Origin of the sequence: Coraliomargarita parva (assembly GCF_027257905.1) — a bacterium.
GTDB classification, from domain to species: Bacteria; Verrucomicrobiota; Verrucomicrobiia; order Opitutales; family Coraliomargaritaceae; genus Coraliomargarita_A; species Coraliomargarita_A parva.
This window is the reverse complement of the sequence record NZ_JAPZEI010000010.1, coordinates 1-12,621: the sequence shown is the minus strand read 5'-3', so window position 1 is coordinate 12,621 and position 12,621 is coordinate 1. Positions and strand designations below refer to the sequence as shown.

At 58.0% G+C, this 12,621-nt stretch carries 12 protein-coding genes; 4 read left to right on the top strand and 8 right to left on the bottom strand.

The features are described 5' to 3' along the window. Positions 1–43: 43 nt before the first annotated feature. Positions 44–1,093: a GTPase ObgE gene (gene obgE / locus O2597_RS14345; protein WP_269525940.1), complete on the bottom strand. Its 1,050-nt coding sequence runs from the start codon at positions 1,091–1,093 to the stop codon at positions 44–46. Positions 1,094–1,211: 118 nt separating this feature from the next. On the opposite strand from obgE, the gene O2597_RS14340 reads away from it, so the two are divergent. After that, entirely contained in the window at positions 1,212–2,168 is a 957-nt protein-coding gene (locus O2597_RS14340) for a Ppx/GppA phosphatase family protein (protein ID WP_269525939.1), read from the top strand. 78 nt (positions 2,169–2,246) lie between these two features. Here O2597_RS14340 and O2597_RS14335 read toward each other — a convergent pair whose 3' ends face one another. From O2597_RS14335 to nusA, 7 genes are all read right to left on the bottom strand, one after another. Then, a complete protein-coding gene (locus tag O2597_RS14335; RefSeq protein WP_269525938.1) occupies positions 2,247–3,182 on the bottom strand; it encodes an RluA family pseudouridine synthase in 936 nt (311 codons plus the stop codon). Further along, the gene (gene ribF, locus O2597_RS14330; RefSeq protein ID WP_269525937.1) at positions 3,175–4,122 is read right to left on the bottom strand and encodes a riboflavin biosynthesis protein RibF; all 948 of its coding nucleotides are present in this window, start codon (positions 4,120–4,122) and stop codon (positions 3,175–3,177) included. The genes O2597_RS14335 and ribF overlap by 8 nt, the downstream gene beginning before the upstream one ends. A 7-nt stretch (positions 4,123–4,129) precedes the next feature. Then, positions 4,130–4,846, bottom strand: coding sequence for a tRNA pseudouridine(55) synthase TruB (truB, locus tag O2597_RS14325; RefSeq protein ID WP_269525936.1), 717 nt, complete (start codon positions 4,844–4,846; stop codon positions 4,130–4,132). 29 nt (positions 4,847–4,875) lie between these two features. Next, positions 4,876–5,886 (bottom strand): DHH family phosphoesterase, encoded by a 1,011-nt coding sequence (locus tag O2597_RS14320; RefSeq protein ID WP_269525935.1) that lies wholly within the window; start codon positions 5,884–5,886, stop codon positions 4,876–4,878. Continuing rightward, entirely contained in the window at positions 5,876–6,223 is a 348-nt protein-coding gene (gene rbfA, locus O2597_RS14315) for a 30S ribosome-binding factor RbfA (RefSeq protein WP_269525934.1), read from the bottom strand. Before rbfA ends, O2597_RS14320 begins: the two co-directional genes overlap by 11 nt. Positions 6,224–6,269: 46 nt before the next feature. Continuing rightward, positions 6,270–8,819, bottom strand: coding sequence for a translation initiation factor IF-2 (gene infB, locus O2597_RS14310; RefSeq protein ID WP_269525933.1), 2,550 nt, complete (start codon positions 8,817–8,819; stop codon positions 6,270–6,272). 66 nt (positions 8,820–8,885) lie between these two features. After that, positions 8,886–10,103 carry a transcription termination factor NusA gene (gene nusA / locus O2597_RS14305; protein WP_425603761.1) on the bottom strand — a complete coding sequence of 406 codons (1,218 nt, stop codon included), beginning with the start codon at positions 10,101–10,103 and terminating at the stop codon, positions 8,886–8,888. A 296-nt stretch (positions 10,104–10,399) separates the two neighbouring features. Here nusA and queC point away from each other — a divergent pair, with 296 nt between their 5' ends. The 3 genes from queC to O2597_RS14290 are packed head-to-tail and all read left to right on the top strand — an operon-like array spanning position 10,400 to position 12,256. Continuing rightward, on the top strand, positions 10,400–11,101 hold the full coding sequence (gene queC, locus O2597_RS14300) for a 7-cyano-7-deazaguanine synthase QueC (RefSeq protein ID WP_269525931.1): 702 nt from the start codon (positions 10,400–10,402) through the stop codon (positions 11,099–11,101). Positions 11,102–11,119: 18 nt separating this feature from the next. Beyond that, positions 11,120–11,551: a 6-pyruvoyl trahydropterin synthase family protein gene (locus O2597_RS14295; RefSeq protein ID WP_269525930.1), complete on the top strand. Its 432-nt coding sequence runs from the start codon at positions 11,120–11,122 to the stop codon at positions 11,549–11,551. Positions 11,552–11,566: 15 nt separating this feature from the next. Then, the gene (locus O2597_RS14290) at positions 11,567–12,256 is read left to right on the top strand and encodes a 7-carboxy-7-deazaguanine synthase QueE (protein ID WP_269525929.1); all 690 of its coding nucleotides are present in this window, start codon (positions 11,567–11,569) and stop codon (positions 12,254–12,256) included. Positions 12,257–12,621: the final 365 nt, after the last annotated feature.

The following is a 12,621-nucleotide window of genomic DNA, read 5'->3' as shown; positions in this document are numbered from 1 at the left end:
CAGACTTGAAAAGGTATTTCGTGCCGGAAAGTGCCCGGGCGCTCTAGTATTCCAGATCCTCAGACTCGCCTTCTTCGGCGGCCTCGGCTTCCGCTTTCCGCACCTCGAGAACCTCCTTTAACATCGCCTGCTTGAGTGTCTCAAAGCCCTCATCCGACACACAGGAGATGGGATAAACCTGCTCCAGCTTCAGCTTCTTCTTGAAGAGCTTCAAATTCTCCACGGCATTCGGCTCGTCCATTTTGTTGGCCGCGACCAGGACCGGCTTCCGCGCCAATCCGGGCATGTAAAGCTTCAACTCATTCACGAGGACCCGGTAGTCCGAGAGCGGCTCACGTCCGTCCGTCCCTTCCATATCGATCATGATGAGTAGTACCTTGCAGCGCTCCACATGCTTGAGGAAACGATGCCCCAGACCACGGTTCTCGCTCGCCCCCTCGATCAATCCCGGAATATCGGCCAACGTGATCCGCTCGTACTGCTCCGGATACTCCAGAACGCCTACGGTGGGAAACATGGTGGTAAAGGGATATGCGCCCGTCTTCGGGTGCGCATTGGTCATCATGTTCAGCAAGGTCGATTTCCCTGCATTTGGAAAGCCGATCAGGCCCACGTCGGCAATCGTCTTGACCACCAGCCTGAAGTCGCCGGCGTCTCCCGGCTTTCCCAAGGTATATTGCCGGGGTGCCTGGTTGGTCGAGGACTTGAACTCATCGTTGCCCTTGCCGCCTTCGCCGCCCTCAAGCAGCAAGACCTGGTCGCCATGCTCCAGCACCTCGGCCACAACCTCGTCAGTCTCACGGTCCACCACGACCGTGCCAACCGGCAGGCGAAGGATCAGGTCCTCGCCTTTCGCCCCGTGCTGGTTGCTGCCACGACCGGGCTCCCCGTTCTTCGCCGCCCAGCCGGGCTTGAAATGAAAGTCCGTCAAATCCGCGACATTCGTGTCGCCCACGATGAACACATTGCCGCCGCGGCCGCCATTTCCTCCGTCGGGCCCACCCTTGGGCTCATACTTGGCCCGGCGAAAGCTGAAACATCCGTCCCCGCCTTTGCCTGCCTTGAAGCTGACCTTGACCTCATCGTAAAACATGCACCGTTTTCATCGACAGTCCGCCTGCTTTGCAACTCCAATCCATCGCCTTCCGGAACCCGCCTTCGAGACGCGGAAAGATTTTGCCAGCCTCTGCACAGTCTGAAAGATCCACTCCATGTCATCCTCTGCCAAAGTCGCTGTTATTGATGTCGGGAGCAATTCGATCAAGCTTCTGGTCGCCCGGCAAGGGTCCCATCCGGGCACGATCGACACTTGTTTCGTCGAAACCATTGAGACCCGGATCAGCGCGGGAATCAGTAAAACCCTGCCCAGCCTCACGGATGAGGCCATGAAAAAAGGCTGTGCGACCATCGTGGAACTGCTGCGCCTCGCTCATCAGTACGAACCGGCACAGGTAACCATTGTGGCAACCAGCGCGGTCCGGGATGCGATTAACGGAATGGATTTCACCACCATGGTGGAAGATGTCACCGGCTTTAAAATCCGGGTACTCAAAGGCACCGAGGAGGCGACGTATATTGGGCGGGGTCTGGCATGCGACCCACATGTCGCCGGAATCCGCGATTTCATACAGATGGATATCGGAGGCGGCAGTCTGGAACTGATTCGATTCCACAATGCTGCCATTGAGCAGGCCATTTCCCTTCAACTCGGGGCGGTCCGCTTGACCGAACGCTTCATTGAGAACCGGGACGCAACTGTTTCAGAAGTAACCGAGCAGGCGATTCGTGCCCACGTCACGGAGACCATACGTCAGGCAGGTTTTAGTTTCGAGCCACAGCAACTGCCCCTGCTCGTCACTGGTGGCGCCTTCGTCATTTCACGGGCAATGCTCGCCTTTCAGCAGAGTAAGGACATCGAAGCCATTCCACCTGTACTAAGGCTCGAAGACATCAACCGCCTGAAAGCCGAGCTCTGCCAAATGCCCCTTCACGAGCGGATGGCGGTCCCCCACCTGCCGGCATCACGCGCCGACATCATCCCCACCGCACTCATCACAATCGAAGCCGTCCTTCGAACTGCCCGGCGTACAGAACTCACGCATTCCTTTTATAACCTGCGCTACGGCATCGCCGCCGAACTGCTGCAAGGCACAAATCCAAACGCCTAAAGGCATCCCCGATGCAGGGCATGTCCAAAACTACCCGAAAACTTGCCTGCGCAAGCCTCGGATTACAGCCCCCCCCGGTCAGCCTTGTTTTAGGCGTGCGATGAGGTCTGCAAAATCCTGGGGTAAGGGAGCGATAAAGCGCATCAATTCGTCTCGCTCGGGGTGTTGGATGTGGAGTTCGGTGGAGTGCAACATCACACGGGGCACATCGATGCCCGGCAAGCGAGTGGGTTTGAAGCCGTAGGTGCTGTCCCCCAACAAAGGATGCTTGAGATGGCTCAGGTGCACGCGGATCTGGTGCGTGCGGCCGGTATGAATCACGCAATGTACACAGGCTGCTTGTTTGGCATATGTTTCGACCACCGACCAATCGGTGTGCGCCTCGCGCCCTCCGCGGACCACGGCCATACGGGTCCGATGCACCGGATGGCGGCCAATCGGTTCGAGGCATGTGCCTGAGGCACGTTTGGGAACGCCGAGCACCAATGCGGTGTATCGTTTAAAGGTCTCCCTCGCGCTGAATGCTGCGGCGAGTCGGTGATGCGCCAAATCATTCTTGGCCACGACAATCAGTCCACTAGTTTCCTTGTCCAGCCTATGCACGATTCCCGGACGTTCCGGCGCACCGACCGAACTGAGTACCCCACCACAATGGTGCAGGAGTGCATGAACAAGCGTATCATCGCCGGTACCGCTCCCCGGATGTGTCACCATACCCGCAACCTTGTTGACGACGACGATGGAAGCATCCTCGTAGATGACATCCAGAGGCATGGCAACCGCCTGAGGCCCCTGTTCGGCATCCGGCTCGTCCAGAATCGCGCGCAACAAGCCGGGTCGCGACAACTTGAAACGCTTGTCGATCACTTCCCCGTCAAAAGTCACCTGACCGGCCTCGAAGGCCCGTTGCAAGCGCGCCCGGCTGACATCCTCGAATTTGGCGGCAAAGAATTTATCGGCCCGTTCGGAACGGACATCCGCCGGCACCTCGAATTCAAGAATGCGCTCAGACATGTGCAGCCAGATTACGCGCCGTGGCCGCATCCTCGGCAATCTGCGCTTTGAGGGCCTCCAGCGATTCAAACTTCTGCTCCGGGCGTATAAAACGAAGCCACTCCACGTAAAGACTGTCTCCGGTATCCAGCCCGGTCGCCTCAAGCGCATGCACCTCCAAAGCAGGCACCTGTGATTCCGACTGAACCGTCGGCTTCACCCCGTAGTTGGCCACACCATACGCCCATACCGCCGTTCCCGGTTGACGAAAACGCACGAGGTAGACCCCGAAGCAGGGGCGACATTCCGGATCCCAAGGCAGATTGAGGGTAGGAAACCCGATCGTACGTCCCAAGCGGGCTCCGGAGACAACCTGCCCCTCGGCAAAATAGTTATAGCCCAACAAGGCATTCACACTCTCGATCTTACCGGACTCGAGTTCCCCACGGATCCGCGTACTACTGATCGGCATCCCGTTCAGCTTAATGCGGTCGACACTGAAAACGCCCACCCCCAAGGCTGCTCCGGTTTCAACCAGTGTATTCACATCACCGGAGCGCTTCTTACCGAATCGGAAATTCTCCCCGACGTAGATCGCAGCCAGCTGCGGGATCGCAGTCTTGAGTTCCTGAAGGAAACACTCAGCCGGAATTGAAGCATAGTCGCGGTCGAAGTGCTTTCGAATGACAACATCCACCCCGACCGAATGCAGCAGTCGGACCTTGGCATCAATCCCGACAAGCAAGCGCGTGGGCTCCTCCGGCCGGAAAAGCCGGCTCGGATGCGGATCAAATGTCAAGACCCCGGCCACCCCACCGGCTCGACGCGCGGAAAAGACCGCCGAATCAATCACTGCCTTGTGCCCCAGATGTACCCCGTCGAAGACACCGATGGCCAAATGCAGGGGGCCTTGCAGGCCGTCCAGCTCATCGAAGCGTTCTACACTGGCGGGGTAATCCATGGAGGGCTTAAAGCACGTGACTGGGCACGGCCTGAAAAATGGGAATCAACTTGCGGCGGAGGCTCGTCGGGGAAAGTTCCTGAAGGGTTTCCAGAGTATCCGCATTCTCAATACGAAAATTGCCGATACCCGTACGGCGAAGCTCACAAAGATGTCCCCCGCAACCGATGCGTTCACCGAGATCATGAGCCACTGTCCGGATGTACGCACCCTTGCTGCACCCCACGACAAAGCTCAGGTAGGGCAAGTCGAACTTGGTCAGTTCAAATCGGCTGATATGAATGACCCGAGGCTCACGAGCCACTGTCTGCCCCTTACGCGCAAGCTTGTAGAGCGGCTGCCCATTCACCTTCTTGGCCGAATACATGGGCGGCGTCTGATATTGATCGCCCAGAAAGGCTTTCATGTGAGCCTTCACGTCGTCCTCCGACAATTCGGGGACCGGCGCCTGGGCAATAATCTCACCGTCGGCATCCTGCGAGTCAGTCACTTCGCCCAATTTGACCGTACCGATGTATTCCTTGTCCATGCTCATCATGTACTGGGACACCTTCGTCGCCCGACCGATCAGCATGATCAGCAATCCGGTCGCCATCGGATCCAAAGTTCCGGCATGGCCCACCTTCTTGATCCGGAAGATCCGGCGACAGCGGGCCACAACATCGTGCGAGGTAATACCTTGCGGCTTATCTACCAGAAGAATGCCTTCAGGGTCTTCACTCATAACAGGAAATAATCAGTTAATAAAACAGGCTATGCCGGCTGCCCGAGCTCGGCCAGATGGGCACGGATGGCTTCGATCAGCTGCGGCAGAAACTCCTCGATCGAGCTGTCCTCAACATTCAGACCGGCCGCACATGCGTGGCCGCCCCCATGAAACAACTTAGCGACCTGATCGACGCGGAAGAACGGATCCTTGGCCCGCAGGCTGCCCTTGAGCGAACGTCCCCGCTGCTCCAGCAAGACCCCCACATCCACGCCTTCAATCGAACGCGCGTAATCGACAAGCCCCTCGGAATCTTCCACCGTCGCACCCGTTTCGTCGTACACGCCGTCTTCCAGCAAACCGACGCAAACACGGTCCTCCACTTCCATACGAAGCGAGGCCAGGAAGGCCTGCAGCAGCTTGATCTTGGCAAAGCTTTCGCGTTCGTACAACTCATGAGCAGCCGCGGCAGGTCGCGCGCCATGCTCGCAGAGCTGACGTGTAATTTCGAAGGTCTCCGGAGTCGTTGAAGGGAAACGGAACTGTCCCGTATCCGTGGCAATCCCGACGTAGAGGGCCTGGGCCATAACCGGATCAATGGGCAATCCCAGATCAAGAAAGAAGCCGGCAAGAATCTCGGCCGTCGCGGAAGCATGGTCGATAATCAAGTTTTCCGCGGCATAGGCTTTGTTGGAAATATGGTGGTCCACGTTAAGCGCGACTTCGGGAAAGAGCTCATTCAGCCGGTCCCCCACTCGCTTAAAATCAGCGCTATCGACCGTGACAGCGATGTGGCCATCCAGCTCAAAGTCCTCGGAGCGTACCAAGGGGGTATCGGCAACGAAATCGCATAGGTTCATGGGCACCGGATCCCGATTTACGCCAATGGCTTCGATCCCCTGACTCCGGAGCAAGCGAACCATCGCCACGATGGACCCGATGCAATCGCCATCCGGCCGGACATGCCCGAGGACCGCAACCTTATGGCCCTTTAATTGTTCCAGAGCTGCCGCAAAGCGGGCACTGTCTTCTGCGAAAAATTTACTTTCAGCGATCATTCTCTTCGTCGAGTTCGTCGAGTAGGTTCAGGATGTTGGCCCCCCGCTCCAGCGAAGGATCGTAGATATATTCAAATTTCGGGAAATACTTCAGCACCACTTCCTTACTGACGCGCCGGCGCAGGTCGGCGCCGATCCGACGGAACAAGGCTTCGGCCTCCGTAATCGCACGCGCATCTCCGATGACCGAATAATACACGCGGGCCACTCGCAGGTCTGTCGAGGTTTCCACCTCGCTGATCGTGATATTGACCGCATCATTGCGGTAGTAGCGCCGAAGTTGCCCGCTGATTTCGCGATGCAACAATTCGTTAACCCGTGTAATACGTTTAGACATAATTGAAAGGGATTGGACCTTTCAGCAGATATGTGAAAGGAGCGTGTTATCGAAGGGACGGACGGATCGCCTCGACATCGAAGCATTCGATGATGTCGCCCTCTTCGTAGTCATCGTAGCCGTCAACATTGATACCACACTCGTAGCCGGCGCGCACTTCCTTGACGTCGTCCTTGAAGCGGCGAAGCGTATCGATCGTGCTTTCGTGGATCAACTCGCCATCGCGAAGAACACGGGCCTTGCGGCCGCGGTTGATGGTACCCTCGGTAACCATACAGCCGGCAACGTTGCGTCCCTTGCCGACACCAAAGACCTGACGAACCTCGGCGGCGCCCAGCTTACGCTCGGACATCTCAGCCTCGAGCAACCCGGCCATCTCTTCTTCGACCTGATCGAGCAGTTCGTAGATGATCTCGTGCTGGATAATCCGCACGTTGTGGTGCTTTGCCAGACTCTGCACACCGTTATCGAGCTTCACATTGAAACCAACAATGCAGGAGCCACCGGCACTGGCCAGCGTGATATCGTTCTTGGTAATATTGCCGACCCCGTAAGAAATGACGTCGAGGTCCACCTTGTCGCTCTCGATCGCCTCCAGGCTGTTGACCAAGGCTTCGGCCGAACCGTGCACGTCCGACTTCACAATCACGCGGAGGCACTTCTTCTGCTGATTTTCGATCGCGGCGAAAAGATCTTCCACAGTGGTGGCCGGAGCCTTCTGGGAATCTTCCTTGGCCTGCAAAGCAGCCTCACGCTTGCGGTCCAGAGTCGCTTCCTCCGCCGCACGCTTGGCCATCTTCTCGTTCTTCTCCGTGGAGAACTTCGCGCCCGACTTCGGGGTTGTCGACCAGCCCATGATCTTAACCGGAGTGGCCGGCGGCGCGTCTCGCAGAACATTACCGGCGTCATCCAACATGGACTTCACCTTACAATAAGCCTCACCACAGAGCAGCGCGTCACCCTTCTTCAGTGTGCCCTTCTCCACGATCACAGTCGCGGTGGATCCGCGACCTTGCTCGATCTGGGACTCAACTATGGTACCGGATGCGGCGCAGCTCGGGTTGGCCTTCAACTCAAGCACTTCAGCTTGGAGCAGGATCATGTCGAGCAACTCATCAATGTTCGTGCCCTTGAGCGCGGAAATTTCAACACAGATCGTTTCACCGCCCCAGTCTTCCGGAGCGATTCCCTTCTCTTGCATCTGCTGCTTCACCCGGTCCACATTCGCCCCCTTCGCGTCGATCTTATTGATCGCCACGACGATGGCATTGTTGGCGGCCTTGGCAAAACGCAGCGCTTCATCGGTCTGCGGCATAAAACCGTCATCAGCCGCGACCACGAGAATCGCGATATCGGTGACATTGGCGCCACGCGAACGCATCATGGAGAAGGCGGCGTGACCAGGCGTGTCAACGAAACTGATCTTGTTTCCATTGTGATCAATCTGGTAAGCCCCGATGTGCTGGGTAATCCCACCCGCTTCATCTCCGGCGACATTCGCTTTCCGGATCGTATCCAGTAGCGTGGTCTTACCATGGTCGACGTGTCCGAGAATACAACAGACCGGAGGACGCGGTTTGAGGAAACGCGGATCGTCCTCTGCCGGTTTTTCTTCCTTCTTTTTCGCAGCCGGCTTGTCGGAACCTTCACCACGGTGATGGATCTCAAGAACAAAACCGTGGCGTTCCGCCAACTTGGTCGCAACCGTCTCCTCGATCGTCTGGTTCATCGAGGCGAAAATCCCCATTTCCATCAGTTCGGAAATGAGCTTGAAGGGCTTCAGGCCAATCTGCCCCGCAAAGTCACGAACCACGATCGGAGGCTTGGCATGCAGAATCTTCTTTTCGGCAGGCTCGGCAGCTTCGTCCTCTGCCGATTCCTCCGCAGCTTCAGGCGCAGGCGGCTTCGGGACCGAGGGAGGCATGGATGCCGACGGAGGCTTGGGAGGACCGGCGGGCGGCTTGGGCGGACCGGCGGGAGCGGGCGGCTTGCCAGCGGCCGGTGCAGCCGGTTTGCCGGCAGTCGGAGCCGGAGCGACAACCGGAGGGGTCGCCGCCTTAGGCGGACCGGCGGGTGCGGGCGGTTTGCCAGCGACAGGCGGCTGGGAAGGCTTGGGAGCCACGGGTGGTTGCGACGGACGCGGAGCCACCGGCGGACGCGGGGGACCGGACGGGCTGGGCGGACGGCCGGCAGTCGGCGGTGTCGATGGACGCGGCGGTGTGGCAACCGGAGGTGCCTTGGGTGCAGGAGGCGGTGCTTTCGCGGCCGCAGCGGCGGCGGCCTTTTCAGCCTTTTCACGGGCCTCTTCCTGCTCGCGCGCTTCGCGCTCACGTTGAAGATCTTCGGCCGTCTTGACGATCGCCCCTTCGGGAATCTTCGGCCCCGCAGGCGCGGCCTCGGCCTCAGCAGTTGCTTCAGGTGCTTCGGCGGCAGGGGACTCCTCTTTGGTAAACTCCTCTACCAGCGATTCGGCAGAGATGTTATCGATCGTGCTGGAAGCGCTTTTGACCTCGAAGCCACGATCTCGCAGGAGCTCAATAAGCTCCTTGTTATCCATGCCGATTTCTTTGGAAAGCTGGTGTATACGGACACTCATGTATGAGTTCTATTCTTTGTATGCGGGTGAAATAATTTCCGGGCGATTAACGATCTATCTGTAAACTTATGTGTTTTGCTGGAGGTAGGCATTCACCTTGGCCAGGACATCAGTCGCTTCCTCCGAAGTGAAACCGGCATCAAGGAGGTCGCCCTCAGAGACACCTTCAAAGGCCTCGGCACTCACCAGACCAATGGCAACCAAACGCTCGGCCAGCGAAGGCTCGATACCGGGGATCATGTTAATACCCTCGACCGCGCGAGCGACTTTCTCATCAAACCCGACTGCTTCCTTCTCTTCCTTGCCGATATCCAGCTTCCAGCCCAGAAGGCGTGAAGTCAGCTTCGCATTGAACCCGCGGCGACCAATCGCGATGGAGAGGTCATCCTCAGCCACATCGAAGTGAATGCGGCGTTCGACTTCGTTGACCTTGATGTTCTTAGGAAGCGCCGGCTTGAGCGCCTCTTCAAGGAGCACCAGCGGGTCCGGATCATAACGAATGATGTCGATCTTTTCGCCACCAAGTTCACGGACAATCGTCTTCACGCGGGCACCGCGGGCACCGACACAGGCACCCACCGGGTCCACCTTCGGGTCCGCGCTATGCACCGCAATCTTTGTACGATACCCGGCCTCACGGGCCATCGCTTCGATGGTCACGGTGCCATCCGCAATCTCAGTCACTTCCAATTCGAAGAGACGGCGCACGAAATTGATATTGGAGCGGGAAAGGATGATATCCGGGCCTCGGTTGGTCTGCTCGATCTTGAGGAGCAGGCAACGGATGCTTTCACCCGGGGCGTAGTCCTCACCCGGCACACGCTCACGCGGCGGCAGGATGGCTTCGGCCTTGCCCAGATCGACGATCAGGTCACCGCGCTCGCGACGACGCACGGTCCCCGTGACAATGTCACCCACAGTATCCTTGTAGTCATCGTAGATGCGGTCCTTCTCAAACTGGCGAATGCGCTGCATGATAGCCTGACGGGCCGTCTGAGCCGCGATCCGGCCGAGGTATGCAGGGTCCACTTCCTTTTCCACGGTCTGGCCGATCTGCACATCCGGATCGATTTGACGGGCCTTCTCGATATGGATCTCGAGTGCCGGATCACTCACAGAATCAACGACATTCAAAATACTCCACGCCTTAAGGGCTCCGGTCCGGGGGTTGATTTCGACACGGATATCCTGACCGGCACTGATCCCTTTTTGGGCGGCACTGGCGATGGCAGAAGCAATCGCGGCGATCATATCTTGGCGATTGATCCCCTTCTCCTTTTCCATGTACTCTAAAACTGAAAGTATTTCGTGGCTCATTCTGAACTGAAAATAAAAAAAGCGAGGCAGGCCCGCTTTATCATTGTGCTGGGTGAATTTGTGAAGGGAAGAAAGTAGGCGGTGCCCTTCGCTTGTCAAGAGTCAGTATGGAGCGATACGAGATCCCCCCACAGGCCAATCCGTTATCGTTCGCGCCTTTCTGCAATTTCCGCTTGCCCATTTCAGGAGAAAGCCCACGTTTTCGCCGCCTTCCCTGCTAGAGGATTCCCAGGGAGCCCGCATCATTCGGCAAACACTGAATCATGAAATCACTCGTCATCTATTCAGGTGGACTCGACTCCACCGTCCTACTCTATCACTTGCACGCATCGGGCGCAGAGGTCCATGCCCTCTCGGTCGACTACGGTCAACGCCATCGTTGCGAACTGGAAAGAGCACAAGCCATCTGCGAGCGTCTCGGAGTGCCGCAAAAAGTCGCCGACCTGTCCGCGATCCAGGGATTGCTGGCCGGCAGCAGTCTCACCTCTCCGGAAATCGATGTCGCGGAAGGCCACTACACCGAGGCCAACATGAAGACCACCGTGGTACCGAACCGGAACATGATCCTGCTCGCACTGGCTGCCGGACATGCGATTTCCATCGGTGCGGAACAAGTCGCCTACGCCGCCCACAGCGGTGACCACGCCATCTACCCAGACTGCCGCAACGAATTCGCAGATGCCATGGCCGAAGCGATGCGCCTGTGCGACTGGAGCCCGATCGAGCTGAGCCGCCCCTTTGTCAACTGGACCAAGGCGGATATCGTCCGCCGCGGCGCCGAGCTCAAAGTCCCCTTCGAACTAACCTGGTCCTGCTACAAGGGCCAATCCCAACATTGCGGCCGATGCGGCACCTGCATTGAGCGCCGGGAAGCCTTCGACTTGGCGGGCATCGAAGATCCGACGGACTATGCCGCCGATGCCCCATCCGTAGCCACCCTGCGCGCACAAGGCTGGCACCTCTAATCACAATCCCAGATCACCATGCTTACCTGCAAGAAATCATATCGGGATATTCCCTTTGCCCATCGCCAGCATCACCACGACGGCCATTGCGCGCTGATCCACGGCCACAACTGGGGCATCACACTGACTTTTGCCTGCAAGGAGACCGACTTGAACGGATTCGTCGTCGACTTCGGCAAACTGAAGTACCTCAAGAAATGGATCGACTCCAATCTCGACCATGCCTGCCTCTTCAACGAGGACGACCCGGAAAAGGACCGTCTCCTCGAACTAGCCGGCCATCTATTTAAGCCCTACTTCCTGCCAAGCTGCTCCAGCGAGGGACTCGCCCAGCACCTTCACTCGGTCTTTGATCCCATGGTGCGGGAACAAACCGACGACCGCGTCTGGATCTGCGCCGTCGAGATCGAGGAAGACTCAAAGAATTCCGCCTGCTATACTGTAGGCTAGAAGTAAGCACCGACCATGAAGCTCCCCATCCACGAGCGCTTCTACACCTTTCAGGGTGAAGGCAGCCACGCGGGCCGTGCCGCTTTTTTCATCCGCTGCTTTGGCTGTCCGGTCCATTGCCCCTGGTGCGACTCTGCCGGCACCTGGCACCCGGACTACATACCCGAACAAATTGCACGCCTCGAAGTGGAGGCCCTCGCCGACGAAGCAGCACACACAAAGGCTGAATTCGTCGTTGTGACGGGTGGCGAACCCGCCATCCACGATCTGGCCCCCCTTTGCGACGCACTGCACGCCCGGAAGCTCCCCGTGCACCTCGAAACCAGCGGTGCCTTTCCCATCCGCGGCGACTTCGACTGGATTACACTCAGCCCGAAGCGCTGGAAACTGCCCCTTGCCGAAAACCTGCAGAAAGCCTCGGAGTTCAAGCTCATTATCGACCGGACCGACGCCTTGGAAGAATACCGGGAAGTCATCCGAGATGCATCCACCGGCACAAGCGACCAACGTTCGGTCTGGCTCCACCCGGAGTGGTCACAGCACGGAAATGCGGAACTACTCAGCCACATCACCGAATGGATCAAGGCCCACGGCGCCCCCTTCAGGGCCGGATGGCAAATGCATAAGAATTATGCGGCGGACTTAAACGACCCGCGATCCGCGCCACCCGCACCGCTCGGAGGCGACTCCCAAAAGGGCTACTAGGTAGCGGTACGCCCTGACTCAGCTCAACCAAAGCTGGCAGTTCACTCGGATCGGGAGCTGTCCCCTGCACCGCGATGACACAAAAAAGGCTCATCGTCACTTGCCGGGTAAGGGCTTGTTGAAGTGGACGGATTCCATCGGGTCAGACTTGTGTAAAGGTTATCCGTGAGCTCGGTTCAGCCTAGTGATTCTGTGGCTAGGCTTAAGTGTGGACCCCTCCGTCCCGGGCGAACCGGGCCACCTCCCCTTGTAGGTTACATCGATACTTCACCAGCTTTTTGAGTCCTTCCGAGAATGGGTCCTTAAAACTCGTCGGAGGAAGGACTCGAAAAAGCCTTCCGGGCTCTTAGCCTTGGAAGGGACCA